Origin of the sequence: Sulfitobacter sp. F26169L, assembly GCF_026410285.1 — a bacterium.
In the GTDB taxonomy this organism is placed as follows: Bacteria; Pseudomonadota; Alphaproteobacteria; order Rhodobacterales; family Rhodobacteraceae; genus Sulfitobacter.
The window spans coordinates 322,298-347,597 of record NZ_JAPMLP010000004.1 but is presented as its reverse complement, the minus strand read 5'-3'; the positions used below and the strand labels follow the sequence as shown (position 1 = coordinate 347,597).

General features: G+C 55.7%; 27 protein-coding genes, 1 tRNA gene and 1 pseudogene. 16 read left to right on the top strand and 13 right to left on the bottom strand.

Annotated features, from left to right (window positions below):
- Positions 1-24 precede the first annotated feature (24 nt).
- Entirely contained in the window at positions 25-540 is a 516-nt protein-coding gene (locus OS189_RS11055) for an SRPBCC family protein (protein ID WP_267167364.1), read from the bottom strand.
- A 67-nt stretch (positions 541-607) separates the two neighbouring features.
- On the opposite strand from OS189_RS11055, the gene OS189_RS11050 reads away from it, so the two are divergent.
- Positions 608-1,600: a DMT family transporter gene (locus tag OS189_RS11050; RefSeq protein WP_267167363.1), complete on the top strand. Its 993-nt coding sequence runs from the start codon at positions 608-610 to the stop codon at positions 1,598-1,600.
- Between the two features lie 77 nt (positions 1,601-1,677).
- Here OS189_RS11050 and OS189_RS11045 read toward each other — a convergent pair whose 3' ends face one another.
- Genes OS189_RS11045 through OS189_RS11035 form a run of 3 tightly spaced genes read right to left on the bottom strand, consistent with a single transcriptional unit; the run spans position 1,678 to position 4,734 of the window.
- Positions 1,678-2,643: an NADPH:quinone oxidoreductase family protein gene (locus OS189_RS11045; RefSeq protein ID WP_267167362.1), complete on the bottom strand. Its 966-nt coding sequence runs from the start codon at positions 2,641-2,643 to the stop codon at positions 1,678-1,680.
- A gap of 58 nt (positions 2,644-2,701) precedes the next feature.
- Positions 2,702-4,066, bottom strand: a complete 1,365-nt coding sequence (locus OS189_RS11040; RefSeq protein WP_267167361.1) for a sensor histidine kinase — start codon at positions 4,064-4,066, stop codon at positions 2,702-2,704.
- On the bottom strand, positions 4,063-4,734 hold the full coding sequence (locus OS189_RS11035; protein WP_267167360.1) for a winged helix-turn-helix domain-containing protein: 672 nt from the start codon (positions 4,732-4,734) through the stop codon (positions 4,063-4,065). The genes OS189_RS11040 and OS189_RS11035 overlap by 4 nt, the downstream gene beginning before the upstream one ends.
- Before the next feature lie 135 nt (positions 4,735-4,869).
- Between OS189_RS11035 and OS189_RS11030 the strand changes: the two genes are divergently transcribed.
- The 3 genes from OS189_RS11030 to OS189_RS11020 all read left to right on the top strand — a co-directional run bounded on the left by OS189_RS11030 (position 4,870) and on the right by OS189_RS11020 (position 7,006).
- Positions 4,870-5,952 (top strand): Do family serine endopeptidase, encoded by a 1,083-nt coding sequence (locus tag OS189_RS11030; RefSeq protein WP_267167359.1) that lies wholly within the window; start codon positions 4,870-4,872, stop codon positions 5,950-5,952.
- Positions 5,953-6,087: 135 nt separating this feature from the next.
- On the top strand, positions 6,088-6,444 hold the full coding sequence (locus tag OS189_RS11025) for a hypothetical protein (RefSeq protein ID WP_267167358.1): 357 nt from the start codon (positions 6,088-6,090) through the stop codon (positions 6,442-6,444).
- Positions 6,445-6,511: 67 nt separating this feature from the next.
- The gene (locus OS189_RS11020; protein WP_267167357.1) at positions 6,512-7,006 is read left to right on the top strand and encodes a copper chaperone PCu(A)C; all 495 of its coding nucleotides are present in this window, start codon (positions 6,512-6,514) and stop codon (positions 7,004-7,006) included.
- A gap of 37 nt (positions 7,007-7,043) precedes the next feature.
- Here the strand turns inward: OS189_RS11020 and OS189_RS11015 are convergent, their stop codons facing one another.
- Positions 7,044-7,475: a MarR family winged helix-turn-helix transcriptional regulator gene (locus tag OS189_RS11015; protein ID WP_267167356.1), complete on the bottom strand. Its 432-nt coding sequence runs from the start codon at positions 7,473-7,475 to the stop codon at positions 7,044-7,046.
- Positions 7,476-7,546: 71 nt separating this feature from the next.
- On the opposite strand from OS189_RS11015, the pseudogene OS189_RS11010 reads away from it, so the two are divergent.
- The 5 genes and pseudogenes from OS189_RS11010 to OS189_RS10990 form a co-directional block, all read left to right on the top strand.
- Positions 7,547-8,002 (top strand): annotated as a pseudogene (locus OS189_RS11010) (homogentisate 1,2-dioxygenase); the annotation flags it as partial.
- 369 nt (positions 8,003-8,371) lie between these two features.
- Complete coding sequence (gene fahA / locus OS189_RS11005) at positions 8,372-9,625, top strand: fumarylacetoacetase (protein ID WP_267167355.1); 1,254 nt, start codon at positions 8,372-8,374, stop codon at positions 9,623-9,625.
- A gap of 21 nt (positions 9,626-9,646) precedes the next feature.
- Positions 9,647-10,597 carry an MBL fold metallo-hydrolase gene (locus tag OS189_RS11000; RefSeq protein ID WP_267167354.1) on the top strand — a complete coding sequence of 317 codons (951 nt, stop codon included), beginning with the start codon at positions 9,647-9,649 and terminating at the stop codon, positions 10,595-10,597.
- A 61-nt stretch (positions 10,598-10,658) separates the two neighbouring features.
- On the top strand, positions 10,659-12,278 hold the full coding sequence (locus tag OS189_RS10995; protein ID WP_267167353.1) for an FAD-dependent oxidoreductase: 1,620 nt from the start codon (positions 10,659-10,661) through the stop codon (positions 12,276-12,278).
- Between the two features lie 2 nt (positions 12,279-12,280).
- Positions 12,281-12,460, top strand: a complete 180-nt coding sequence (locus OS189_RS10990; RefSeq protein ID WP_267167352.1) for a DUF2783 domain-containing protein — start codon at positions 12,281-12,283, stop codon at positions 12,458-12,460.
- Between the two features lie 164 nt (positions 12,461-12,624).
- Here the strand turns inward: OS189_RS10990 and OS189_RS10985 are convergent, their stop codons facing one another.
- Positions 12,625-13,083: a c-type cytochrome gene (locus tag OS189_RS10985; protein ID WP_267167351.1), complete on the bottom strand. Its 459-nt coding sequence runs from the start codon at positions 13,081-13,083 to the stop codon at positions 12,625-12,627.
- Between the two features lie 239 nt (positions 13,084-13,322).
- Between OS189_RS10985 and idi the strand changes: the two genes are divergently transcribed.
- Positions 13,323-13,850 (top strand): isopentenyl-diphosphate delta-isomerase, encoded by a 528-nt coding sequence (gene idi, locus OS189_RS10980; RefSeq protein ID WP_267167350.1) that lies wholly within the window; start codon positions 13,323-13,325, stop codon positions 13,848-13,850.
- A 36-nt stretch (positions 13,851-13,886) separates the two neighbouring features.
- Here the strand turns inward: idi and tspO are convergent, their stop codons facing one another.
- Both tspO and hemE read right to left on the bottom strand, forming a co-directional pair.
- Positions 13,887-14,363, bottom strand: a complete 477-nt coding sequence (gene tspO, locus OS189_RS10975) for a tryptophan-rich sensory protein TspO (RefSeq protein ID WP_267167349.1) — start codon at positions 14,361-14,363, stop codon at positions 13,887-13,889.
- Between the two features lie 107 nt (positions 14,364-14,470).
- Entirely contained in the window at positions 14,471-15,505 is a 1,035-nt protein-coding gene (gene hemE / locus OS189_RS10970) for a uroporphyrinogen decarboxylase (protein WP_267167348.1), read from the bottom strand.
- Positions 15,506-15,606: 101 nt separating this feature from the next.
- Here hemE and hemC point away from each other — a divergent pair, with 101 nt between their 5' ends.
- Positions 15,607-16,554 (top strand): hydroxymethylbilane synthase, encoded by a 948-nt coding sequence (gene hemC / locus OS189_RS10965; protein ID WP_267167347.1) that lies wholly within the window; start codon positions 15,607-15,609, stop codon positions 16,552-16,554.
- A gap of 815 nt (positions 16,555-17,369) precedes the next feature.
- Here the strand turns inward: hemC and OS189_RS10960 are convergent.
- The 5 genes from OS189_RS10960 to OS189_RS10940 form a co-directional block, all read right to left on the bottom strand.
- The gene (locus tag OS189_RS10960) at positions 17,370-17,594 is read right to left on the bottom strand and encodes a hypothetical protein (protein WP_267167346.1); all 225 of its coding nucleotides are present in this window, start codon (positions 17,592-17,594) and stop codon (positions 17,370-17,372) included.
- A gap of 1,155 nt (positions 17,595-18,749) precedes the next feature.
- A tRNA-Arg gene (locus OS189_RS10955) sits at positions 18,750-18,826 on the bottom strand.
- A 78-nt stretch (positions 18,827-18,904) separates the two neighbouring features.
- Complete coding sequence (locus tag OS189_RS10950; RefSeq protein WP_267167345.1) at positions 18,905-20,290, bottom strand: sensor histidine kinase; 1,386 nt, start codon at positions 20,288-20,290, stop codon at positions 18,905-18,907.
- Between the two features lie 61 nt (positions 20,291-20,351).
- The gene (locus OS189_RS10945; RefSeq protein WP_267167344.1) at positions 20,352-21,770 is read right to left on the bottom strand and encodes a dihydrolipoyl dehydrogenase family protein; all 1,419 of its coding nucleotides are present in this window, start codon (positions 21,768-21,770) and stop codon (positions 20,352-20,354) included.
- Positions 21,767-22,489: a TVP38/TMEM64 family protein gene (locus OS189_RS10940; RefSeq protein ID WP_267167343.1), complete on the bottom strand. Its 723-nt coding sequence runs from the start codon at positions 22,487-22,489 to the stop codon at positions 21,767-21,769. The genes OS189_RS10945 and OS189_RS10940 overlap by 4 nt, the downstream gene beginning before the upstream one ends.
- Positions 22,490-22,802: 313 nt before the next feature.
- On the opposite strand from OS189_RS10940, the gene rpmH reads away from it, so the two are divergent.
- The 5 genes from rpmH (at position 22,803) to ttcA (ending at position 25,209) form a co-directional block, all read left to right on the top strand.
- A complete protein-coding gene (gene rpmH / locus OS189_RS10935; protein ID WP_025063397.1) occupies positions 22,803-22,937 on the top strand; it encodes a 50S ribosomal protein L34 in 135 nt (44 codons plus the stop codon).
- 22 nt (positions 22,938-22,959) lie between these two features.
- Positions 22,960-23,379 carry a ribonuclease P protein component gene (gene rnpA, locus OS189_RS10930; protein WP_267167342.1) on the top strand — a complete coding sequence of 140 codons (420 nt, stop codon included), beginning with the start codon at positions 22,960-22,962 and terminating at the stop codon, positions 23,377-23,379.
- A complete protein-coding gene (gene yidD, locus OS189_RS10925; protein WP_267167341.1) occupies positions 23,376-23,603 on the top strand; it encodes a membrane protein insertion efficiency factor YidD in 228 nt (75 codons plus the stop codon). The genes rnpA and yidD overlap by 4 nt, the downstream gene beginning before the upstream one ends.
- A gap of 313 nt (positions 23,604-23,916) precedes the next feature.
- A complete protein-coding gene (locus OS189_RS10920) occupies positions 23,917-24,195 on the top strand; it encodes a hypothetical protein (RefSeq protein ID WP_267167340.1) in 279 nt (92 codons plus the stop codon).
- A 174-nt stretch (positions 24,196-24,369) separates the two neighbouring features.
- A complete protein-coding gene (gene ttcA, locus OS189_RS10915; protein WP_267167339.1) occupies positions 24,370-25,209 on the top strand; it encodes a tRNA 2-thiocytidine(32) synthetase TtcA in 840 nt (279 codons plus the stop codon).
- The last annotated feature ends 91 nt before the right edge of the window (positions 25,210-25,300 follow it).

The following is a 25,300-nucleotide window of genomic DNA, read 5'->3' as shown; positions in this document are numbered from 1 at the left end:
CCTCACAACAAGTGGTCCGCCACGTCAGGACTTTGTGCGGCCAAACCAACCCTTCTTTGTGGTGGCTTCATCACCGTCGTTTTTGTCTGTATCTTCCGGCGGCCCTTCAAGCGTTTGTTGCAAGTTATTGAAAAACTGATCAGCCATCTTTTTAGCAAAGCCGTCAATTATCCGGCTGCCCAACTGGGCCAGTTTCCCGCCCACCTTCGCCTCAACGTCATAGCTAAGCTCGCAACCGCCCTCTACCGCAGCAAGGCGCACATCCGCGCCACCTTTGGCAAAACCGGCAGCGCCGCCCTTACCAGCGCCTTCAATCCTCAAAGAAGAATCAGGCACTACATCACTGATTGTAACCTCGCCCTTAAATGTAGCCTTCACCGGTCCCACCTTTTGCACAACAGTCGCAACAAACCCTTCCTCGGCAGAGCCCTCGACGTCGGTTGCACCGGGCACACATCGTTTCAGCGTTTCAGGATCAAGCAGTGCCGCATATACCTGCGCGGGCGTGGCGGCGATCTGGCGGGTGTCTGACATTTGCATCGGTCTGCTCTCCTAAAAGGTCCAACCTCCACGCTATGAATTTTTCTGGACACCTGCAACGGGATTGATGAAGGTGCCGCTTATGACATCCGCGACCAACCGTGCCGGCCCCGCAATTGCATTTGTTCTGTTCGGGGTTTTATGCATCTCACTCAACGACATGCTGATAAAGCAGCTTTCGAGCGGATATCCACTGCATCAAATTGTCTTTTTCCGCTCGTTTATAGCGCTCTTCTTCAGTTTAGTGTTCCTGCAATTCGAAGGTGGCTTTGCGGCACTACGAACAGATCACCCCCTACTTCATGTATTGCGCGGCATTCTGGTTGTTATTGCCAACATGTCGTACTTTCTTGCCCTCGCTGTACTCCCGCTTGCCGATGCAACAGCCCTTTTCTTTGTGGCACCCCTTTTTATCACATTGCTCTCAATCCCGATCTTGGGTGAAAAAGTAGGGCCGCTTCGTCTAGGCGCTGTTCTTGTCGGATTTATCGGCGTGATCATCATGCAGCGTCCCTGGCATCCCACTGACGCACTTGAGGTCTCGCGCATTGTCCTTCTTCTTCCCGTGCTTTCCGCCCTCGCCTACGCACTCAATCAGTTGATGACCCGCAAGCTTGGTGTCAAAGCACCCGCATCCGCCCTTGCCATCTATATTCAGGTCACTTTTATTATTGTCTCACTCGGCTTCTACGTCGTCGCCGGAGACGGACGCTACAGCGCATCAACGACAAATCCCTCGTTGGAATTCCTGCTGCGCGCATGGGTCTGGCCGGCCCCCAACGATCAATGGGTATTGCTCGGCATGGGCTTGAACGGCGCACTTATCGGATACAGCCTCAGCCAAGCCTATCGCCTTGCCGATGCGGCTACCATCGCTCCAATTGAATACGTCGGCCTGCCACTCGCAGTATTCTGGGGCTATATAGTATTTAATGAACTTCCCGTTTGGGAGGTCTGGACCGGGATCGCACTCATCCTTGCCTCTGGCCTTTTTGTATTCTTCCGCGAACGGATCAAGGCAAAACGGATTGCACCCCGTCCTTTGCCCCGCCCCCACTAATCGGCTCTCACTATTTCTTTTGGCTAAAAATATCCCGGGGGGATCGGCGCAAGGCGCCGATGGGGGCTGGCCCCCATTCACTGGCTGATTTCAATCACAACCTTGCCCGTGGCGGAGCGCGCACGCAGCAAATCAAGACCGGCATTTGCTTCTGCCAACGGCAGCACATGGCTTACGTGCGGCTTCAACTTGCCCGCAACATACCAGTCGATCAAGGTCGCAAAACTTTCGGTCATCGCGCGCGGGCTCAGCTTCGCAAACCCGCCCAGATAAAGGCCCAACACAGTCATGTTTTTAACCAACAAAATATTTGCCGGTATTTGCGGCACCTCACCACTGGCAAACCCCAGCGGCAACAGGCGCGCACCCTGATTGCTGGCCCTCATCGCCGCCTTGAATTGGGCACCACCAATCGGGTCATACACCACATCCGCCCCTCCTAACGCCTTCACGCTTTCGCGAATATCATCACTATCTGAATCAATCAGGTGGTCTGCACCTTTTTGGGCGCAGATCGCCAGCTTGTCGGCTCCGCGAGCGCAGGCGATCACCTCGGCTCCCATCAGCTTGCCCAATTCAACCGCCGTCAATCCGACGCCGCCAGAAGCTCCCAGCACCAACAAACGTTCCGCCGGTTGCAGCGCTGCCCTTGCGCCCAACGCAATGTGACTGGTTCCATAGGTGATCAAAAACGCTGCGGCGTCGGTGAATGACATTTCATCCGGCAAAGGCACACACACATCCGCACTTACTCCGGCATATTCGGCCAGTCCGCCAACACCGCAATACGCGGCAACACGTTGTCCCACGGCAAATGCTTCAACACCATCGCCAACAGCAGTGATTGTACCGGCCAGCTCCATTCCAGGCGTAAACGGAAGCGCCGGTTTCTCCTGATAGCTGCCTTTCACCAGCAGCGTATCCCCGAAATTCAAACCACAGGTTGCCACATGCACTACCACTTGGCCTGCCGCCGCAATGGGCATTTCAAGTTCTCGCAGGGTCAGGGGCGAATTGTGTTCGGTAACTTGCATGGCCTGCATGGGGATGTCCTCACTTGATAACTGTCAGGCCAACTTCTGGCGCAGCCCCGAATTAACATCAAGTGCCGGAGGGTTTTGCGGTAGCGCCAGTACCTCTGGAAAACCGCACCACCGCGCGAAGCCCCGGTTGCGCGTTTTCCAGCGATAGCCTTGCGCCATGCAGGCGCGCAACCCCGTCAACAAGGCTCAGCCCCAGCCCGTTTCCCGGCGTGTTTCTGCTGCGGTCCAGACGATAAAGACGTTGCGTAACCTTTGTCCACTCAGACTCGGGGATACCAAAACCGTTGTCGGAAACACTCAGAACAACTTCATTTTCGCTCTGAATAACCGTAACGGAGATCGCGGCGCCCTCACCACTGTGGCGCACGGCGTTTTCCAGCAGGTTTGCAATCATCTGGCCCAGCAGGTTTTTCTCGCCATGTACCTTAACCGTATCCGGCACATCTACTGTCAGCGTCTGCTGGCGCTCCGCTGTGCTCGCCTCATAAACTTCGGCCATCGTCCGGCACAAATCTGCCAGATCTACGGGCGCAAACTGCGCGCGCAATGCGCCGTTTTCCATCTGTGCCAGTTGCAACAAAGATCGGAACACTGCGGAAATACCGTCAACTTCGGCGCGCGTTTGCGCCACCAGCTCCGCGGCCTCTCCGGCGGGGACAACCTCGCCCAGCGCCTCCAGTTGCAATGAAACCCGTTGCACCGGGGTTTTCAAATCATGGGCAATATCGGATGAAACCTGCCGAAGTGCCGTTACAGAGCGTTCCTGCGCATCCGCCATGCCGTTGACCGTTTCACCAATATGCAACAAATCATCCGACCAACGCGGCCCCGTCACCACCCGCGCCGCAAGATCACCGCCCGTCATCCGCTCCAGCGCCTTGCTGATCACCTCGACATGACGCTGTGAGCGCCGTGCAAGGATCAAGCCACCAGACAGGGCAATCAGCACCGTTGGCAACAAACTGATCCATAGAATGTTGAAAAATACCGGTTGCAGCGCTTCGATTTCGGCACGGCTGCGCGCAATGGTCAGACGGCCCCCGTACAGCCGCGCACTCAGCGCGAGGTACTCGCCATCCAGTTGCGCGCGCCCCTCTTTAAGCGAGATGATGTGAAACCCCTCATCGTCACGTGCCACTGCGCCGTTGCCGTAAATCTGGCCGGTTCGTGTGACATAACTCAGCACCAGCCGCCCCGGATCGGTGTCCTCGGATTCTGCCTGCACCAACAGCGCAACCGCCCGCGCAGACGGCGCGGCGCGGAACCCCGCCAGATCCTGCGCCAGATTATCGCGAATGGATTGTTCGAATGCGGCGCGCGTGAAAGCATAACTCGCCGCAAGGCTCAGCAAGCTGACGGTGCCGAAAAGCACGACCAGCACCAGCGCCAGCCGCAACGGCATAGAGCGCCACAGACGCCTCACCCGTCGATCCTATAGCCCGCGCCGCGCACCGTTTTGATAAGCTCTGTATCAAAAGGTTTATCCACCTTTGCCCGCAACCGGCTGATATGGGTTTCGACCACGTTGGTCATCGGATCAAAGGACAAATCCCAAACGCCCTCCAGCAACATCGTGCGGGTCTGCACCCGCCCCTTGCGGCGCAACAAAAATTCCAACAGCGCGAATTCGCGCGGCAGCAGATCAATTTCCTGCCCGCCACGCACGACCTTGCGGGTCAACAAATCCAGCGTCAGATCGCCCGCGTGCAATGTCACGTCCTGTTCGACCGCTTGCGGGCGGCGGCCGAGGGCGGCAACCCGCGCCGACAACTCGCCAAAGGCAAACGGTTTGACCAGATAATCATCGCCACCTGCGTTCAACCCGCCGATCCGGTCCTCGACCGATCCCATTGCCGTCAGAAACAAAACAGGCGTTTTGTTTCCCGCCCCGCGCAAGGTTTTTACCAGCGTCAGTCCATCCACATGAGGTAGCATCCGGTCGACGACCAGCACATCATGACCACCACCAGTTGCGGCCAGCAGCCCTGCGCGGCCATCCGCCACCAAGTCCACAACATGGCCTTCCTCGCGCAAACCGCGCGCGATGTAGGTGCCAGTCGTGGCGTCATCCTCGATCACAAGTATCTTCATGTCATCTTATATAATACAGGGCGTCCCGCTCTGCACCCTGTCGCGTATTACACTTTTGTATAAGAACCACTGGCTTTCCCGTAATCTTGGTGCGCCATCTAGGGTGCAATCGCAAAACAGATGCACGAGGTAAACATGACATCATTGCTTTCAAAAACCGCCCCGCTGGCGCTTGCCGCTGCTCTTGCCATGACGCCTGTTCTGGCACCGACCGCCGCTTTTGCCGTACCCGCAGGCGGCTATGGCGATCTGGTAGAAGATGTTGCACCCGCTGTTGTTTTCATCGAGGTGACAAGCGCGGTGCAGACCGGCGCCACCCTCCCCGACAACATGCCCGAGGCCATGCGCAAACGGTTTCAGCACCAACTTCCCGAGGCGACGCCGCGCGCCGGATTGGGGTCGGGTTTCATCATATCCGAAGGCGGACAGATTGTGACCAACCACCACGTTGTCGCTGGTGCGCAGTCTGTACAGGTCACGCTTGCAGACGGGCGGATTTTCGATGCCGAAGTGCTGGGCAGCGATCCTGCAACAGATATCGCCCTTCTGTCGATCAAAGCGGATGTAAAATTGCCCCACGTTGATTTCGGCACGTCCGACACGATGCGCGTAGGCGACGAGGTCGTGGCTGTGGGCAACCCCTTCGGCCTTAGCTCGACGGTAACCAGCGGCATCATCTCGGCCAAATCCCGTGATATCAACTCCGGCCCGTATGATGACTTCCTCCAGACCGACGCCGCAATCAACCGCGGAAACTCCGGCGGGCCATTGTTCAACAACGAAGGCGAAGTGATCGGTGTGAATACTGCCATCCTCTCGCCCGGCGGTGGATCGGTTGGCATCGGCTTTGCCGTCCCGTCGGACGTGGTGCGCGAAGTGGTTGCCGAACTGGCGCAAGACGGAACCGTCACCCGTGGCTGGCTGGGCGTCAGCATTCGCCCTGTCAGCGAAGAAGTTGCACAGGTTCTGGGCTTTGATCACGCAAGGGGAGCGATGGTCGAAGCAGTTGCCAAAGAAAGCCCCGCCGAAAAGGCCGGTCTGGTCAAAGGCGACATCATTATCGATTTTGACGGCGCAAAAATCGAGGCTTTGCGTGATCTGACAAAAGCTGTGGCAGCAAAAGACCCTGACGACAGCGCGAAACTTACCGTTCTGCGGCGCGGCAAAGAGGTTTCGGTAGATGTCACCATCGGCACGTTGGAGCCGCAAGAAGCCTGATAAATCTACCCGCGCGCCTGTCAGTGGCAAGCGCGCGGAAACCGGTTCCAGTTGCCTGAAAACCGGCTCACCAGCAAATCGCAATTGACGCAATCTCTACTGGTAACCCCCATTGTGGCGAGGTAATCTTCGCGCATGAACAAGCTTGTACATATGCTGTTGCGTCAGGTCATTATGGCCATGATGGCACTTGTACTTGTCGGCTTGCCTTTCGCCCACCGTGTCGGTGCAGCCCCTGTTTCCCCGGAGATGGCCCAGTTTCTTGCCATGGGCGGTGATCCTTCCGACATCTGCGGTGGCACGTTTGGCCATCCTTCGGTGGGATGCGAAAACTGCACGGTCGGAACGTCCATTTTGCTGCCACCTGCAGTACTCGGTATTCGCCCGACACTGGTGCCCAGATTACTCGATGGCAATCTTGATGACGGGCAAACGGCCCACCTTCCACCGCTGCGCTACACGCCTCCTGTACGTGCGCCACCTCTGATCTGACTATTACAGCATCAGCACCACGTCACGTCAGCATGCAAAATTGCGTGCGCATCACAGGAAAAATGATATGAAACACCTTCTTCAAGCCGCAGTTGCGGTATTTCTTACCACGTCAGCAGCAATGGCACACGACTACAAGGTCGGCCCGATCACCGTTATGCATCCAAAGGCTTTTGAAACAGCCAAGACCGCAAAAGTGGGCGGCGGCTATATGACCCTCGAAAACACTTCGGATACGGCGGATACGCTGCTGGAAGTGCGTGTCGCCAAAATTCCGCGTGTCGAGCTGCACCTGACGGAAACTGACGAAAACGGCGTTGCCCGCATGACCAAACAGGACGGCATCCCGATCCCCGCTGGGGAAACCGTCACCCTGAAACCAGGTGGGTTACACGTCATGTTTATGGGACTGGACGGGAATCCGTTCAAAGTGGGCGACAAGGTCGATGCGACGTTGGTATTTGAAACCGCAGGCGAGCTGGACATCACATTCGACATCGAAGCACGTAGTGCAAAAGACCATGGCACCATGAACCATTCCGATCATAAAGACGCGGATTAAGTAGCTCAAAGTCAGGTCGGAACGATTTCCGACCTGACTACAACTTAGTAATTTTGTCCAGACAGCGGTTCAATACCTCCCGCTCTTGCGGGGTAAAGCGGGACGCCAGTTTTGCATCGTACTCTTTTGCCAACTGCTGCAAATCCGTATAAACGACCAGCCCGTGTCGCGTGAGCGACAAAGTCTCGTGCCTGCGGTCATGCTCTTGCCGCGTGCGCGATAAAAATCGCTTCTTTTCCAAAGCTCGCACCGCGCGGCTTACTTTGGTTTTGTGCAGACTGGCCCGTTCGCACACAGCTTTTGCGGTCATGTCACCGTAACGCCCCAAGTGAAACAGAACCCGCCATTCCGTGCGCAGCATACCGTAGCGCTGGCGGTAAAATTTCTGAAAGCCAAGGCTTGACGCTTCGGCTGCGCGGCTAAGCACATAAGGCAAAAACTGATCTAAATTGAACTCTGGATTGCTCATAGCATCAACTTACTGGTTGTTAGTTACATATCAAACCAATAACCGTGTGGCATTATGTGGTGGAGGTTCGCATGCACAATGAGACTTCTCCGTCTGGGCTCCAAACTGCCCCGACGCCTGTGGCCAGCACTGGGTGTTACATACACGGTTTCGGCAACGACTTTGAAACAGCGGGGCTTTCAGGCGCATTGACCCGCGACATGAATTCACCCCAAAAAGCAAACTACGGTCTGTACGGCGAGCAACTTAGCGGCTTTCGCAGTTATGGTATCCAGCCTTCAGGATCAACGGGCATGCGCACCATGACGACGGCAAGCGATGTTGAAACGCAGGTCGGAGTGACAAGCAATTTCGATCTTGTCACTGCATCCATGAAGGATCTAAATTTCTACCCTGCGGATTCCGAATTGCTGGTTGTTCCGCAAGAAGGGTGCGTGCATTTTGGTACGGAACCGGGCGTGAAACAAATCGAGCCTCAGGAAACCATCACTATCCCGCTCGGCATTGTGTACCGTGTCGAAGAGCTAGGCAACACCATGTCAGTTACGTTCGAAACAGGGTTCTCTCCCGGTATCTGGCTGCCTTTGCCGCGAAAGAAGCACCAGTGCAGGACGACTACATCAATTACTGTGCCAATTTAGAAAACAAGCCCGCCGGCGCACGGGACAACAAATAAAGGAATTTTTTTCGCCGTCATCGCGTTTACTATAATCTCCGCCATCATCATGTTTCATGACATACGGCGCGGCGCGCGTCCTCCTCGTAAACCGGGGGATAAGTCCGACGTTTGGCATGTGGGCGGCGGGGATGGCCGCCTTGAAGGAGACAGCGGCAGCGCAGATGGCGGCGGCTAAAGATACGTGCAGCACACCTGCACCGGAAACAAAGGAAATAAAATGCCACTACAGAAATCATGGGTAGAGAGCGCAAACAGCGTCGACAGCCAGTTCCCGCTCAACAATTTGCCCTATGGCGTGTTTGCGACCAACAGTCTGGAACCCCGTTGTGGCGTTGCCATCGGTGACATGATCCTTGACATGTTCGCCGCCGAAGAGGCTGGCCTGATCGAACTGGCCGAAGATGCGGTGTTTGACGTGCCTTATTGGAACGACGTGATGGAATTGGGACCCGAGGCATGGGACGCCCTGCGCAGCCGCCTGATCCAATTGCTGGCCGAAGGCGCCGCCGAGCAGGCCGCAGTTGCGCCCTTGCTGGTGCCCATGTCGGATGCACGCATGGAACTGCCGATGGTAGTGGCCGAGTTCACCGATTTCTACGCTGGCAAGAACCACGCTGTAAACGTCGGCACCATGTTTCGCGGCGCGGAAAATGCGTTACCTCCGAACTGGCTGCATATTCCGATCGGGTATAACGGCCGTGCCTCGACCGTAGTAGTTTCGGGCACGGATGTCGTGCGCCCCAACGGGCAAACCAAAGCACCGGACGCTGACACACCAAGCTTCGGCCCCTGCAAGCGTCTGGACATCGAGCTTGAAATGGGCGCGATTGTGGGAACGGGTTCCGAAATGGGGCATCCGGTAAGCGTGACGCAAGCGGACGAAATGATCTTTGGCTATGTTCTCCTGAACGACTGGTCCGCACGCGACATTCAGGCTTGGGAATATCAGCCACTTGGCCCGTTTCAGGCCAAAGCATTCGCCACCTCTATTTCCCCGTGGATTGTTACCCGCGCCGCACTCGAGCCGTTCCGCACCTCTACGCCAGAGCGTGAAAAGGAGCTTCTGCCTCACCTGCAAGAGCCCAAGCCGATGCTCTATGACATTGATCTCAGCGTCACGCTTCAGCCCCGAGATGGCAAGGAAGTGACGATCTGCGAGACGAACTACAACGAGATGTATTACTCAGCCGCACAGCAACTGGCGCATCACGCAAGCTCCGGCTGCGCCATGACCCCCGGTGATCTGCTAGGTTCCGGCACCATCTCCGGCGTTGAGAAGAACCAGCGCGGTAGCCTGCTTGAGATGTCATGGGGCGGGAAAGAGCCGATTGACATCGGGGGAGGCCAGACCCGCAGCTTTATCGAGGATGGCGATACGCTGACCCTGCACGGCGCGGCAAAGGGTGACGGCTATCAGATCGGTTTCGGCACGTGTACCGCCACGATCCTGCCTGCCGTCAAATTCACGTAAATTCACGTTAGGATAGCTACAATGGCCAAAGCATTTGCCTCTCAAGGCGACATGAGCGAAAAAACAATAACCTTCGACGAGATCGGCCGCGATCTGTGGGCCTTCACTGCAGAAGGCGATCCTAACTCGGGCGTGATTATCGGCGAAGACAGCGTGATGATCGTTGAGGCGCAGGCAACCCCGCGCCTTGCCAACAAGGTTATCGAAAAGGTGCGCGAAGTCACCGACAAGCCGATCAGCCATGTCGTGCTGACCCATTATCACGCTGTTCGCGTGCTGGGGGCATCGGCGTATGGTGCCGATCAGATCATCATGGGCGAAGCCGCCCGCGGCATGGTGATGGAACGCGGTCAGGATGACTGGGACTCCGAATTCCAACGCTTTCCCCGCCTGTTCGAGGGACATGAGAGCATCCCCGGACTGACCTTTCCCACCACCACGTTCAACGACCGTATGACGGTCTATCTGGGCAACCGGCGCGTTGATTTGATGCACCTTGGGCGCGCGCACACAGCTGGCGATATTGTGATTCATGTGCCGGATGAAAACGTGATGTTCACCGGCGACATCGTCGAGGACCACTCCGCCTGCTACTGCGGTGACGGACATTTTGCCGATTGGGGCAACACGCTGGACGCGATCAAGGCGTTTGAAGTGAATTCCATCGCCCCCGGTCGGGGGGGCGCGCTGATTGGCAAGGAGGCCGTGAACCGCGCGATTGAAAGCACGCGCGATTTCGTAAACTCCACCTACGCACCCGCTGCGCGCGTTGCCGCCCAGGGTGGCACGTTGAAACAGGCCTGGGACGCCGTGCGCGCAGAATGTGACCCGAAATTTTCGGATTACGCAATTTATGAGCACTGCCTGCCGTTCAACGTGGCCCGCGCGTATGACGAGGCCCGCGGCATTACCCACCCGCGCATCTGGACCGCCGAGCGTGATTTGGAAATGTGGGCCGCCTTGCAGGGCTAGGCCTATACGTCGGGCGCATCCGGAAAGCCCCATGCGCCCGACACCCAACAGGGAGAAACACATGCTTGCAGAACGCTATAAGACCGCCTTTCAGCTTTACCCCTACACCAGAATTGCAGCGCAGGAAGGTACAGCAACCCGTCACCCTGTTGTGATCGTGGGGGGAGGTCCTGTGGGGCTGACACTTGCACTTGATCTGGGGAAAAAAGGTACGCCCGTGCTGGTGTTGGATGATCACGATGGCGCGGGTCTAGGATCAAAAGCGATCTGTTTTGCCAAACGCACCCTCGACATCGCCAACCGCCTTGGCGCGTGCCAGCAAATGGTGGACAAAGGCGTCGTCTGGAATGTTGGCAAAGTGTTTCACGCCGACCAGAAAATTTACGACTTTGATCTGCAACCGGAAGCCGGGCATCGCAACCCGGCCTTTATCAATCTGCAACAGCCGTATTTCGAAAAGTTTCTCTGCGATGCAATAAATGCGGCCCAATCCGCTGGCGCCCCGATCGAGATTCGTGGCCGCAACTGCGTCACTGCATTGGAAAATCACGGCACCTACAGCACCCTGACGGTGAACACACCGGACGGCAGCTATCAACTTGAGGCCGACTATCTGATCGCATGTGATGGCGCGCGCTCGCCACTGCGCGACATGATGGGGTTAAGCTTTGACGGACGTGTCTTTGAGGACAACTTCCTGATCGCCGATGTACATATGAAAGCAGATTTTCCGACCGAGCGGTGGTTCTGGTTTGAACCGCCTTTTGAGAACGCCGGTCAATCTGCGCTGCTGCACAAACAGCCCGACGATATCTGGCGCATCGATTTTCAACTGGGCTGGGATATTGACCGCGAAGTAGAGCTGGACCCCGCGCGCATCCGCGCCCGTGTGGATGCGATGTTATCGTCGCAGGCCGGTCATGTGCCGGAGTACGAACTTGAGTGGACTTCGATTTACACGTTCCAGTGCCGCCGGATGAAGAAGTTCCGCCATGGTAATGTGATCTTTGCTGGCGACAGCGCACATCAGGTATCCCCCTTCGGCGCACGCGGTGCGAATTCGGGCGTGCAGGATGCTGATAATCTGGCATGGAAACTTGATCTGGTGCTGAAAGGCCTCGCCGAGCCAAACTTGCTGGATACCTACGCCACGGAGCGTCAACACGCGGCAGACGAAAATATCCTCAACTCCTCCCGTGCGACAGATTTTATGACGCCGAAATCCGATGTCTCCAAAACCTTCCGGAATGCGGTTCTGGATCTGGCGAATAGACATGCCTTCGCGCGGCCTTTGGTCAATTCGGGCCGTCTGTCTGTGCCTTGTAACTATATCGGATTTGACCTGTTTGGCGAAGATGCCCTGCAAGGCCCGGAAGGTACGCAGCCTGGCATGGCTTGCCCCGACGCGCCCCATCTTGACGGCTATATTCTGGAGCGGCTGGGCGGCGAATTTACCTTGCTGGCAATCGGATGCATGGCCGACGATCTGAAAGCGCACGGCGTTTTGGCAAATGCAGTGAACATCAAAGCGCCGTCCGACGCCATGAGGGCGCGGTATCTGGGTGCGCACCCCTGTGCAGTTTATCTTATCCGTCCCGATCAACACATCGTAGCACGCTGGCCCGACTATAACGCTGACGCGGTTGCTACAGCCCTGAAAACTGCTATCGGAAAGGCCTAAAAATGTTGAACCTTGCACCGAATATTTCCGACCCTGACGGATTTTATGAAGAGCTGATCCGCGCGCACGAAGGTTTGGACAAAGCGCAAAGCGATGCACTTGACGCGCGGTTGATCCTGACGCTGGCAAACCATATCGGGGATCGTGCTCTGCTTTCGCAAGCGATCGCAGCCGCGAAGTGAGAGCTGGAGCGCGCAGCAGTCTACCAGATTGCCTGCCCCCGCCGTAAAAACCGCACCCGTTAAAGCAGAATTGTATACCTGCTCAAAATACCGGATATCCACGAATGATAAATGGCGACCTGAAGAACAGGTCGCCATCCGAATCTTTACGCTGTTGCGCAAATTCAGCCGTCGGATTTTTCTTCCATTTCCACTTCTGGGCCGACCGATACGAGGTAGGCCCACAGATTTGTGGCATCTTCTTCGTTCTTCAGTTTGAAGCTCATCTTCGACTTCGCACGTTTATCATCATTGTATTCGGCCAAGAACTTCTTCGGATCAGCGACGTATTTCACGAATGCTTCTTCGTTCCATTCCAGACCGGCTTCACCAGCCTCAACCAAAGAATCGCCGTATCTGAAATCTTCGGATCCTGCGACGCGCATGTAGATTCCGTACAGGTTGGGACCTGTGCGGCCACCTTTGACGATGTCGTTACCGTCCGCGTCCTGAATCATGTGACAAGCTTTGCACTTGTTATACACCTTTTCACCGGCTTCTGCGTCACCTGTTGCGTGGCTATCTGCAAATGCAGGCGCACCGATCAGTGCAAAGCCCAGTGCTGTAGCTGCGAATATCTTCATGGTATTCCTCCTATTTTTCTAATCATAACCTAGGCTTTTCGGGATCAACGTAAAGGATTATCTGAAACTCATGGTGCACACTCCAAAAATTTCAGCGGCTATCCAAAACGTGCCTTCTTTCTATTACCGGGTCTCCCAGACACAATTTTGCTGGCTCTTGGCGATGCCAGTTAATCGCGTTAAAACCCTGCGCATTATACGAAATATTAAGCCGGAAATAACTGCGCAATGGATATGCCATGACAAAAACTATGATACCTGCATGGATTGACGGTCAGCTGCAGCCCGTTGAAAAGTTGGCGGCGCACCAGCGCGGCCTGCGACATAAAGCCGTATCTGTATTTGTCATGGCGGGCAGCGCCCTGTTGATCCAGCAACGCGCACGCACCAAATATCACACGCCGTCCCTCTGGGCGAATACCTGCTGCACCCATCCCGATTGGGCGGAAACGGACGCGGCATGTGCCCATCGCCGTCTGGATGAAGAACTGGGCATTAAGGGGCTGGAATTGCAGCACCGTGGGCGGGTCGAGTACCACGCGGATGTGGGCGGCGGATTAACTGAACACGAACAGGTTGAAGTTTTTGTGGCGGAATCGCCCCCCGATTTATCCCTGTCACCGAATGCCGACGAAGTCATGGATACACGCTGGATCAACCTGGAAGAACTGCGCGCGGAAATTGCGGTCACACCGCAAAAATTCACCCCCTGGCTGCGCATTTACATGGATCAGCACAGCGCGCTGATCTTCGGCGATGCCATTTGAAAAAATTAAGTCACACGCGCCGCCCGACCGGTGCAGTCAGGGCCGGGAGGGGATCACGCCCCGTTTGCGGTTCAGCCGCCAGACCTCAAAGTTGAGCGCCACAGCGATGCTGACCCAGACCATGTAGGGGATAAACGCAAGCCCCGCCCAGAAATCCAACCAAAAGGCTGTGATGAGGCACCCCAACACACACAACCAAAGCGGCACGATGGCCAAAAGTCCGGCCTTCATCTTATGAAGACCGAAAAACAGCGGTGTCCACAACGTTGAAAGCGCTGCTTGTGCAGCCCAGAAAGCCATGGCGTAGGCGTTGCCCTCCACCACCGCAAGGCGCGCACCGGCAAAGGAGATCAGTACATAAATACTGGTCCACGCAATGGGAAACACCCAGTTAGGTGGCGTAAAAGCGGGCTTTTCAAGGTTTTCATACCAAACACCCGGTTTGAAAACCACGCCGGTCACAGCAGCCGCGCCACAGGCCAGCAGAAAAATGAAGAAAAGTATAATATCCATATCCGACCATATGGCTCGTAAACGGCTTGATGCCAGTTCTTTCTTTTCCAGCTTTACCTGTGCGACGGCGAGGATGCCCCCGCCGGATTACGGCCGGGGGCGACAAATCAGCCGTTACGTACGGTATCGATCATCAACTGCACGTTTTCCGGATCGGCATCTGGCGTTATACCGTGGCCGAGGTTGAAGATATGCGGCCCCTTGGAAAAGGCCTGAACGATACGGCGCGTTTCAGACACCAGCGCATCCCCGCCTGTAACCATATGGGTCGATTTAAGATTACCCTGAATACATCCGGCGGTCTGTACGTGCTCCGCCGCCCACGCAGCTGTGACACCATCATCAACAGCAATACAATCGGCACCAATGGCGGTATGCGCGCCCTCATACCGCTCGCCCGCGCCGCGCGGGAAAGCAATGATCGGCACGTCGGGGTGCTTTTCCTTTAACGCAGCAACGATGCGGGCCATAGGCTTAATGGAATAATCCATAAAGTCATCGCCTTGCAACGAACCGGCCCAGCTGTCGAACAGTTTGACAACCTCGGCCCCCGCATCGATCTGCCTGGATAGATAGTGGATGGTGGCTTCGGTGATCCGCTCTATCAAGCTGTCGAACACCGCACGGTTTTCGGACTTCAGCTTGTGTGCAGGGCCTTGGTCCGGCGTGCCCTGCCCCGCGATCATGTAGGTGGCCACAGTCCACGGCGCACCGGCAAACCCGATCAGTGTTGTCTCGGAAGGAAGTTCTTTTGACAGCAGCTTCACAGTTTCATAAATCGGGTTGAGGTGGTCGTGAATGGCATCTGCCGGAACCAGTTTGTCCAGTTCCGCCTGGGTGGTGATTGTCGACAAACGCGGCCCTTCGCCGGTGACGAACCACAAATCGGCACCCAGCGCCTGTGGCACCAGCAAGATATCGGCAAACAGGATTGCCGCATCAAAACCGTAGCGGCGGATCGGTTGCAGCGTGACCTCTGCGGCCAGTTCGGAATTGTAGCACAGTTTCAGGAAATCACCCGCTTGTGCACGGGTGGCGCGGTACTCTGGCAAATAGCGGCCTGCCTGTCGCATCATCCATATCGGTGGGGTCGGCAGGGTTTCACCTGCCAAGGCGCGCAGGATTGTCTTCTGGGGGGGCATATGCTGTCTCTATCATTGAATTCGGCTTGCGCCACCATGCGCCAAAGGGCAGGTAAGGTTCAAGAGTTGTAAGGTCGCACGTCGCGCACTAGAGAGGACTTATGTCATTGAAATTGCCCTCCCCCGCCCAACCGATGAACATTGGCACCCGCGGATCGCTGCTGGCCTTGGCCCAAGCACATGAAACACGTGATCGGCTGGCCAAGGCGTTCGATCTGCCGTTCGAAGCCTTCACCATTGTTGTGATCAAAACCACCGGCGACATGATCATCGACCGCCCGTTAAAAGAGATCGGCGGCAAGGGCCTGTTCACCCGCGAAATCGAAGAGGCACTCCTGTCAGGCAAGATCGACATCGCGGTTCATTCGATGAAAGACATGCCGACACTACAGCCCGATGGCTTGACGCTTGACACCTATCTGCCGCGCGAGGACGTGCGCGATGCGTTTATTTCCCCGACAGCCAAAAACCTTGATGCGCTGGAAGCGGGCACAGTTATCGGCACCTCCAGCTTGCGCCGCCGTGCGCAACTGCTTCTTAAGCGGCCCGATCTGAAAGTGGTAGAATTTCGCGGCAACTTGCAAACCCGGCTGATGAAGCTGGAGCAAGGCGTGGCGGCGGCGACCTTTCTTGCCATGGCTGGGCTGAACCGTTTGAAAATTGACGAAGTCCCCCGCAGCCCGATTGAAACAGATGTGGTCCTGCCCGCAATTGCCCAAGGTGCAATCGGCATCGAACGGCGCACGGACGATGCAACCGTGGCCGAAATGCTACGCGCGATCCACGATCTGCAAACCGGTCAGCGTCTTGCCGCAGAACGCTCTTTCCTGCTGGAACTGGACGGGTCATGCGAAACCCCAATTGCGGGATTGGCCGTGCTGGAAGGCGGGACGCTGCATCTGCGCGGCGAGGTGTACCGTCCTGACGGCTCGGAGATGCTGGGCGATGCGGCAAGCTGCCCGATCGAGGATGGTGCGCTGGCAGGCAAAGAGATGGCGCGAAAGCTACTGTCACAGGCCGGATCGGACTTTTTCACCTGGCGGCAGTAGCGCGCTGATCAACTGCCGCGCTCCGGCGGTTCAGGCGAACAGAACCCTGGCCTGACAGGCATCCATTGAAGGTCGCGCTGTCGGATATGTTCTTGCATTGCTCACTTCGGCAAGCTGCGGAAAGAGGGCCAGCAATTCCGCGCGCGCCACTGTAGAGAGCGGACGGTATCTTGGCGCCGGGTTGAAAGCTTTCGCTGCTGCACCCCTCGGGCGTGACAACTTCGTACATGTCGAACATGAAGTGGGTGAAAGAACATCTTTTACGTCAACCTGATCAATCCCGTCTGGTACACGCCGGATATTTGGCCAACGACGTTGCGCCAACCTTACGTCTGCCATACCAGAGAACGGGCATGAACTTGAGATCAAGCGTCGAATCCCATGTTGCAACGCGCATATCCTTTATAGGCTTTCACCCTGATCCGTTTTGATCAACGTCCCCGGAGCGAAGCACGACAAGTAATTCAGATTTTCTATCTTCGGAAACGCCACCACTTCACCGATGTAAAGATAGGTGATTGTGACCCTCCCTAATGAAGAGTTTTTATACACATCTGCGCCGGTCCGGTAATGTTTAGCGCGTCATCGCCAGTTTTGCCTGCCTTACCGCCGATAACGGTTGCTTTGCCGCCGTTCAGATCGGCCGGTGACAGCCGGAGTAGACAATCGTTGCTTCATTACTCAGCACTTTACCCTCCAATAAATCCCGGTCTTTACCGATTGTGACGCCTTCGCCTCCAACAAGTATGATCTGCCCGATACAAAATTCGGAAAAACAAAGGCGCCATCATCATCGCTGGTGACAGTATCAATGCCTATAGCGGTAAAAATTGAATCTGCACCCGTTCAGGAATAGATTGAATTGCTGCCGCCATCCCCCTGAACAAAATCGTCTTACAATCCGTCAGGTGCATCGGTGTTATCGATCCCGTCACCTTCGGGATCGCCCGAACAGCTCCTGTCAACCGCGTCTTCACCGCTGCTTCCTTCAACGAATCATCCGCCGTCAGATCTGTCGTGGGCAGAACAATAGATTTCATTTCTGGAAACCTTGCGGTTATCCCGTTCCTGCATGCATCCCACAGTTCAACCTTGCCCGAATTTTGTTAGTGTCAGTATCTACCCACTGTGAATGATACCGATAGGCTGCCTAGGGGCTAGGTATTAAGCGTGTCCCTGCCTGCGCCGCCAATAATGGGATCGTTAACTTAACCGCCCCAAAACGTTATCATGGCTGGCACCACCGACCCGACAGCTTCGCCGGGTGTGCCCAGCGCATCACTGCCATCCACCAGCGTCGGTGCAACCTGAGTCGACCGTATCCGCCCCAGCCTGCGCACGATATTATATCGTCGTTCGGATCAAGTATCGTGAAGCTAAAGTTACTGATGCTACTGCCGCCTGATGGCGCCCTTTCAGGGGCGTCCTGCATCAACAGTGTCAGATGTGTAACCGGACCGGTCAGAGCAACGGAAATATCAGTGGCGGTGCCGTCAGTTGCGCTGATGTCGACATCTCCGTCCGGATTAGTTGTTATAAGTTCGCCCTGAACGTTGCCAGCCATGCAACAACGCTGCTGGCGGGAATGAGCGCGCCATTTTCATCATGGATATAACACGTCTAGAGGTCATCAAATACGGCTCCGCTGCGGTTTTCGGGGATCTAACGCCAAAGGCACCGAAATCGGATATTGTGCCCACTCTGGCTCGTGTCCCAAGTATTTTTATAAAACGAGCCTGTAATGATGGTGCTGCGCCCTCTCCGCTAAGCGTGCGTGTGCCTCAAACAGTGGACCCACCAGCATCCGCTAACCACGTGGCAATATCAAGAACTGCCATAGCGAATGCCCCTCGGGCTGATCAGATCCGCACATGTAGCCCCTTGGCGGGTTCAGATCATCAATAGTGAAGAACAAACAGAGTTCCCTCTTCAAACCTGCTGACGTCCTTCAGATTAAAACGGAGGCAAAAATCAGCCTGTCGTTTCAAATGGGTCAGAAACAGGGTTAACCCAAAAGATGACTTAACAAAGCGCAAAAACCGTTTCTCATAGGCCGGAGGTCACGCGCGTCGGATGCCCCGGATTTCGGCGCAGTAGGCCGTCGGAACCTTCAATCCTGCGCCGCTTGACTGACAGGCGCGAACTGCACCTGACATATCTGCCTATGAAGGCAGCCGGATAATGTATTTTGAAAATGGTGCACCCGAGAGGATTCGAACCTCTGACCCCCTGATTCGTAGTCAGGTACTCTATCCAGCTGAGCTACGGGTGCATTGGGGGCGGTTTAGTAGTAGCAAACGGGCAATGCAAGCCCTCTTGACGGGTAAAATCGGCTTGATCGCAAAATTCTTCATTTTGCGCTGTCTCCTTTGGGCAATTGGATCAGAAATTCGGTGCCATCTGCATCTGTTTTGAGCAAGCGGAGCTCGCCGCCATGCCCCCGCACCAGTTCGGCAGAAATCACGAGCCCAAGGCCCGTACCACCTTTGCGCACCGCCCCCTGGAATGGAGTAAACAGGTGATCCTGCGCCTTTTGAGGCAATCCGGGTCCGTTATCGCGCACGCAAATGCGCCAAGAATCGGGCTCTTCGGATGCAATGATGCGAATCTCGCCGTTCTTTGTCGAATTAAGGATCGCCTGCCGCGCGTTGCGGACCAGATTGCCAAGAATACGGTACATCTGTTCAGGATCGGCGCGAATCTCGAAGGGTTCGGGAATATCCGCGCTTATGGTCAAATCACGCGCGCCGATGGCAAGCCGCTCACTGTCCAGCACATCCTCTACCACTTCCGATAGGTCCAGCCGCGTCAGCGTCGGCCCCGGCTCTTCTGCCCGTCCGAAACTCAGGGTAGATTCGCACAGATGGACAGCGCGGGTGATCGAGCCCACCAGCTTGGGCGCCATGCGCGCCACAACAGGATCTTCGGACATTTCGATGCGGTCTGTAAATAGCTGCGCCGAAGTCAGAATATTGCGCAAATCGTGGCTGATTTTGCTAACCGCCATGCCAAGCTGCGCCAGCCGCTCCTTTTGCCGCAAGGCACTCGTCAGTTCGGTTTCCAGAAATTGCAGGGCTTCCTCAGCCTCCCGAAGCTCCGTCACGCGTGCCGAGAGTGTGATGATGCGCCGCGCGTCTTCCGGCGCAGCAGCATAGCGCTGCATTTGTTCAACCACACCTTTGATCGGCTTCACCAAAAGGATACGCATAGCGACAAAGAGCAATAACGCCGTAATCACGGAAATCGCTGCCGACAACATCAATATGCGCAGACCGTAGTCTATCATCGCAGCACGCATCGGGGCCGTTTCCATCGTGACCTCGATCAACAGGCCCGCATCACGCACAGGCGCACCGATCACACGGATCACATCGTTCTGCGTACTGATCATTCTGCGCATGGCATCACGGATCAACACAAGCGCGGAACTGTCCCGCAAATCGACAGTGCCGGAAATCACCCGCGGCATCGGAGAGCTAAGTACCAGCTGCCGCAGCTCGTCACGGCGCAGTACCACATTAAACACTTCGGCATTACGCAGCAGTTCAGCCTCCAGTTCCGCATCGATCATATCATCCGCAAGCAAGCTCAGGGATGCGATCTGCGCGCGCTCCAGCCGGTTGAGCATGTAATCTTCGCGAAATCGCGCAATAGAGGGCACAAATATCAGTATTTCAGCGACCATCACAAAGACAGTCGTCAACACCAGAAGGCGACCGGAAAGTGAATTGATCATAACGTCTACTCTAGCTGCGGGATGGTGGGCGGGGCGTCGTCGCAGACGCGCGCTGCACAGCTCACGGAATAAACCGCTGGACGAGCCCGACCACACGTTTCACCAAGGCACTATCAAACAAGCGGGGGCTGAAATATGCACCAGCCGCGCGTTTGTTTACTTCACCAATTGTCGGATAGGGGGCAACCATGGCGGCAATCTGGCTCATCTTCATCTTGTTGGCCAGTGCCAGCGCCCAGAGATTGATCAATTCACCCGCCTGATACCCCACAATAGAGACGCCAACGGGCCGCCCCTTCACCACCATAACCTTGATACAGCCCTTGGTTTTGCGTTCTGCAATTGCGCGGTCATTGTGGCTGTACTCAAATCGCACGACCTCCAGCGCATCGCCATGTTTTTCGTATGCCTGCGCTTGCGTCAGGCCCACCTGTGCCAGTTCGGGGTCGGTATAGGTGGCCCATGGTATATGCGAAGCTTTTGCTTTCGACGGCAGACCAAACAACATCGAGCGGATGATTACCCCCGCGTGATACCCCGCGACATGGGTAAACTGCATTCCGCCTGCCACATCACCAATGGCATAAACCCGTCTGTTGCTGGTCCGCAGACTTTCATCAACCTTGATACCATTTTTCGTCGGTTCAATGCCGCCTACTTCAAGATCAAGTCTTTCTGTATTTGCCCGCCGCCCAACCGCAACCAACAGGTGCGATCCCTTGAAAACGCGGCCGTCCTCGGCCTCTACTTCAATTGCGCCCTCCTGCCCGCGTATTTGCGCGGCCTGCGCGTCTTCGGCAATCTCTACACCTTCATCCTTGAGCGTTGCCAAAACCACCGCCGCCAATTCCGGATCATCCTTGCCCAGCGCTTTGGCACCCTCGATCACCGTCACTTTACAGCCCATCCGGACATGGGCCTGCGCCATTTCCATGCCGATGGGTCCCCCCCCGATGATCAACAGATGTTCCGGCTTTTCCCGCAAATCAAAAAGGCTTTCGTTTGTCTCGTATGGCACGTTCTCCAGACCGGGAATCGCCGGCACCAGAGGCGATGATCCTGAGGCGATCACAATGCGGCGCGCCTTGACCACAGTATCACCTGCCTGCACCTCTGATTTCGAGATGAACCTGCCAAATTCACGGATGACGTTGACGCCAAAACCTTCAAACCGTTCCTGACTGTCTACCGGCGCAATTGTCGCAATCACATCCGCAACGTGATCCTTTGCCGCCGCATAATCCACTATGCCAGCCGCGTCCGCTACGCCAAATTGCGCGCTGTTTTGCTGGCTGTACGCCGCCTTGCCCGTCGCGATCAGCGCCTTGGACGGAACACAGCCGTAATTCAGGCAATCGCCACCCATCTTGTGCCCTTCCAACAGTACCACATCCGCGCCCATCTGCGCGGCGCCTGCAGCCACCGAAAGCCCGCCGGACCCTGCCCCAATAACCAGAATATCGGTTTTGATACGTTTCATTCCATCAGTTCCTTCTTGCCCGTTACGGCCTTGATCGCCACCGGCAGCAGCGATAGCGCACACAACCCCAGTATCGGCAGTAAAATATGCGGCTCAAAAATTATTCCCAGATCAGGAGTTTCATCACGGGCAAATACTTCCCCCAGACCGGCTCCCACCGAGGTATAGACCAATGATCCCGGAATGATTCCGAAAAAGGTCGAAATAGCAAAACGACGAAGCGGAACACCCAAAAACGCAGGGATCAGATTGGCCACAAAAAACGGCACCGCGGGCACCAAGCGGATAAAAAACAGCATAGACCACTGATTTTCATCCAAACCCTTTTTGAACCGCGCGATTTTGCCATCCGATGCATCCATCCGCGCTTTCAACTTGTCACCCAGACCGGACTTGGCGGCCAGAAAAATCAGGATTGCTCCCGAGGTTGCCGCAATCACGTTTACAGCCGCGCCAAAGAATGCCCCGAACAAAAAACCGCCCGTCAGAGTTGCAACCAATGCCCCTGGCAGCGAGAATGTGACAATCAACACGTAGGCTGCAACAAACACCAGCAGCGTCAGCACAAAATTACTGTCTCGAAAGGCAATCAACGCCTCACGATTGTCGCGCAGAACCTCAAAACTGAAATAGTCACGCAGCGTAAACGCACCGATCACTGCAACCGTCAGAATAACGGCAAACGGAAGATAGCGCGCGATCGAGTTTTTGTTTCTCATTTTCTGGCCCGTATCTGTCATGTTGCGCTCCGGCTTGGCATGGGATTGCCTATAGATGCGCCTTTGCTATGGACAAAGACACACTGCTCACGCGTGCTTGATCGTCCGTGTTGGAAATAGGAGCCAGTTGGGGCATTCTGTTCCTGTTTTGAAACATATTGTCGGACCGTCAGACAGTTTTATTGCAGTTCTATGTCTTTTCCAGCCTTACAGGGTTTGACTTGACGCCGACAGCACCTTAGAGGACAGGTCTGAATTGACGTGTGGTTGCGAATCTGCTGCCGCGCAACTGACACAAGATGGAGACGGAGCGATGAAACGCACCTTTCAACCGAGCAACCTCGTCCGCAAGCGCCGCCACGGTTTCCGTGCGCGCATGGCAACAAAAGCCGGCCGTAAGATCATCAATGCGCGCCGCGCACAGGGCCGCAAAGAGCTGAGCGCGTAATTCGCGCCAAAAGGCTATTGGTATGACACCGCCGGAGACTGACCTGATTGGCACAAACGCCATCGGGGATGAGTCTCCGGCGGTTTTGGCATGCCGAAAACTTACAACACTGACCCAGCGGCGCGATTTTCAGCGCGCAGCGCGGGGAAAGCGGGTGGCGATGCCGGGCTTTGTCTTGCAGATGTTGCGCCGCCCAGATTCAAGTGATGACAGTATCCGCATTGGCTACACCTGTTCCAAGAAGGTTGGCAATGCAGTTGCGCGCAATCGCGCCAAGCGGCGGCTGCGGGAAGTGGCCCGTGCAAAACTGCCGACATTGGGCAAGAACGGTCACGATTACGTGCTGATCGGGCGTAACAAAACCACAGCCGGCTTGCCGTTTGATCAATTATTGGTGGATATGGAAAAGGCACTTTCTATTCTGCATGTATCGCGAAAATGACGCCCCTTGCCCACATTGTCGCCCTCCCCGTCCGTTTTTACCGCTTGGTGTTCAGTCCGTGGGTCGGGTTTAATTGCCGATACCAGCCGACCTGCTCGGCATATGCCCTTGAAGCGCTGGAAATTCACGGACCGCTAAAAGGAAGTCTGCTCGCCGCGCGGCGGATCGGGCGCTGTCATCCATTCGGATCGGACGGGTACGACCCTGTTCCAGATAAGGACTAAGTGATGGAAACCGGATTTTTCAAATGAGTATGGCAGTTTAATGCGTTGGTGATAGCGATTATAGCACTGGTATCCCTGTCGATGATCCTGTGGGAGCTTACAGGTGGCCTGCTTAGAAAGCCCTTCCCACACGCGTGACAAATTCTATTGCGATCACGCCTGAGGATTCAGCGTTATCCGATGATGAAAACAGACCATTCTCGGCAAAAAGCTTTTTTGCGCACCACCCTTCCGACAATCTGCAAAAGGTGCATACCTGCTGCCGCTGTACGTTGAGCAGCAATATATAGACCGCAGCATCAGCAAGAACGATTTGGTCGACTACCGGATTGTCGACACCAATGCACAATCAAGCCACTGGCTGTTCCCCGAAGGAGAACAGCTGTTTCTCGATACGATTCGTCTTCCGTATAAGCAGGACGAAAAACGGGATACTGCCATCGACACAGACGCCAATTGGAGCACACCTGTCAAAATCACCGAAGGCGTAACTTCTGTTCTGGAAAGCACCGCCGATGGCACGCACGTCGCGCGTATTTCCTTACCATCGGGAGAGCTTCCCCGGGATCAAGTGATCCGGACGCGTGAGTGATTTACGAGGTCGCGTTGTGTCCTTGCCGCAACATCTGTGCGAGTAAGCTTAGAGCGGTCCGTGATCCCAGCTACACCTGCGGGTCTTCACCCTGCTAAAAAACTGCTCGATCATGTCCCTTTAGTTCTCCGGAAACGTGAGATAGAAAAAGTTACCCGCCCCGAGGATTTTTATATGCTTGATCATTCTGACGAAATTCACCCGCTGTTTCATAGTGCGCCACAATCCACCAGCTTTAGAAAACTGCGCAAACGAATCGTCCGCCAGACGCGCGAAGCGATAGAGCAGTACGGGATGATCGAAGAAGGCGCAAAATGGCTGGTCTGCCTGTCGGGCGGCAAAGACAGCTATACCCTGCTTGCCGTTCTTCACGAATTGAAGTGGCGCGGTCTGCTGCCGGTCGAGCTTTTGGCATGCAATCTGGATCAGGGCCAACCGGGATTTCCGGCAACGGTCCTTCCCCAGTTTCTGGACGAAATGGGCGTCCCGAACCGGATTGAATATCAGGACACCTTTTCCATCGTGATGGATAAAACCCCGACAGGTCGCACCTTTTGTGCGCTGTGTTCCCGCTTGCGGCGCGGAAATCTTTACCGCATCGCCCGCGAAGAGGGTTGTTCTGCCGTGGTATTGGGGCATCACCGTGACGACATGCTAGAAACCTTTTTTATGAATCTGTTTCACGGCGGCCGGTTGGCCACGATGCCGCCAAAACTGCTCAATGACGAAGGTGACCTGTTTGTCTATCGCCCGCTTGCCCACGTCGCCGAAGAGGATTGCGAAAAATTTGCAAGTGCAATGGAATACCCGATTATTCCATGTGATCTGTGCGGCTCGCAAGATGGCCTTCAGCGCCAGCAGGTAAAGGCAATTCTGGACGGTTGGGAGCGCAACCAACCTGGCCGTCGTCAGGTTATGTTCCGCGCGCTGGCAAACGTACGCCCCTCCCATATGCTTGATCCCAAACTGTTCGATTTCGCCGCTCTATCGCGAGATCCGGAGAATTTTAGCTAAACACCTGTCACAAAGCCTACCTCCGTTAACTTCAGGTTGGGTCGATTCTCGCTACGGTTGATCCACCGGAGCACAATGTCTTCCGGATCAG

Coding starts and splice junctions, on each gene's coding strand:
- hemC (WP_267167347.1), top strand. CDS start 15,607: ATGTCATTGAAATTGCCCTCCCCCGCCCAACCGATGAACATTGGCACC.
- OS189_RS11050 (WP_267167363.1), top strand. CDS start 608: ATGAAGGTGCCGCTTATGACATCCGCGACCAACCGTGCCGGCCCCGCA.
- OS189_RS11020 (WP_267167357.1), top strand. CDS start 6,512: ATGAAACACCTTCTTCAAGCCGCAGTTGCGGTATTTCTTACCACGTCA.
- hemE (WP_267167348.1), bottom strand. CDS start 15,505: ATGCCCCCCCAGAAGACAATCCTGCGCGCCTTGGCAGGTGAAACCCTG.
- OS189_RS11015 (WP_267167356.1), bottom strand. CDS start 7,475: ATGAGCAATCCAGAGTTCAATTTAGATCAGTTTTTGCCTTATGTGCTT.
- OS189_RS10990 (WP_267167352.1), top strand. CDS start 12,281: ATGTTGAACCTTGCACCGAATATTTCCGACCCTGACGGATTTTATGAA.
- idi (WP_267167350.1), top strand. CDS start 13,323: ATGACAAAAACTATGATACCTGCATGGATTGACGGTCAGCTGCAGCCC.
- OS189_RS10940 (WP_267167343.1), bottom strand. CDS start 22,489: ATGAGAAACAAAAACTCGATCGCGCGCTATCTTCCGTTTGCCGTTATT.
- OS189_RS11025 (WP_267167358.1), top strand. CDS start 6,088: ATGAACAAGCTTGTACATATGCTGTTGCGTCAGGTCATTATGGCCATG.
- yidD (WP_267167341.1), top strand. CDS start 23,376: ATGACGCCCCTTGCCCACATTGTCGCCCTCCCCGTCCGTTTTTACCGC.
- OS189_RS10945 (WP_267167344.1), bottom strand. CDS start 21,770: ATGAAACGTATCAAAACCGATATTCTGGTTATTGGGGCAGGGTCCGGC.
- rpmH (WP_025063397.1), top strand. CDS start 22,803: ATGAAACGCACCTTTCAACCGAGCAACCTCGTCCGCAAGCGCCGCCAC.
- OS189_RS11045 (WP_267167362.1), bottom strand. CDS start 2,643: ATGCAGGCCATGCAAGTTACCGAACACAATTCGCCCCTGACCCTGCGA.
- OS189_RS11000 (WP_267167354.1), top strand. CDS start 9,647: ATGGCCAAAGCATTTGCCTCTCAAGGCGACATGAGCGAAAAAACAATA.
- ttcA (WP_267167339.1), top strand. CDS start 24,370: ATGCTTGATCATTCTGACGAAATTCACCCGCTGTTTCATAGTGCGCCA.
- rnpA (WP_267167342.1), top strand. CDS start 22,960: ATGACACCGCCGGAGACTGACCTGATTGGCACAAACGCCATCGGGGAT.
- OS189_RS10950 (WP_267167345.1), bottom strand. CDS start 20,290: ATGATCAATTCACTTTCCGGTCGCCTTCTGGTGTTGACGACTGTCTTT.
- tspO (WP_267167349.1), bottom strand. CDS start 14,363: ATGGATATTATACTTTTCTTCATTTTTCTGCTGGCCTGTGGCGCGGCT.
- OS189_RS10960 (WP_267167346.1), bottom strand. CDS start 17,594: ATGAAATCTATTGTTCTGCCCACGACAGATCTGACGGCGGATGATTCG.
- OS189_RS10985 (WP_267167351.1), bottom strand. CDS start 13,083: ATGAAGATATTCGCAGCTACAGCACTGGGCTTTGCACTGATCGGTGCG.
- OS189_RS11030 (WP_267167359.1), top strand. CDS start 4,870: ATGACATCATTGCTTTCAAAAACCGCCCCGCTGGCGCTTGCCGCTGCT.
- OS189_RS10995 (WP_267167353.1), top strand. CDS start 10,659: ATGCTTGCAGAACGCTATAAGACCGCCTTTCAGCTTTACCCCTACACC.
- fahA (WP_267167355.1), top strand. CDS start 8,372: ATGCCACTACAGAAATCATGGGTAGAGAGCGCAAACAGCGTCGACAGC.
- OS189_RS11055 (WP_267167364.1), bottom strand. CDS start 540: ATGCAAATGTCAGACACCCGCCAGATCGCCGCCACGCCCGCGCAGGTA.
- OS189_RS11035 (WP_267167360.1), bottom strand. CDS start 4,734: ATGAAGATACTTGTGATCGAGGATGACGCCACGACTGGCACCTACATC.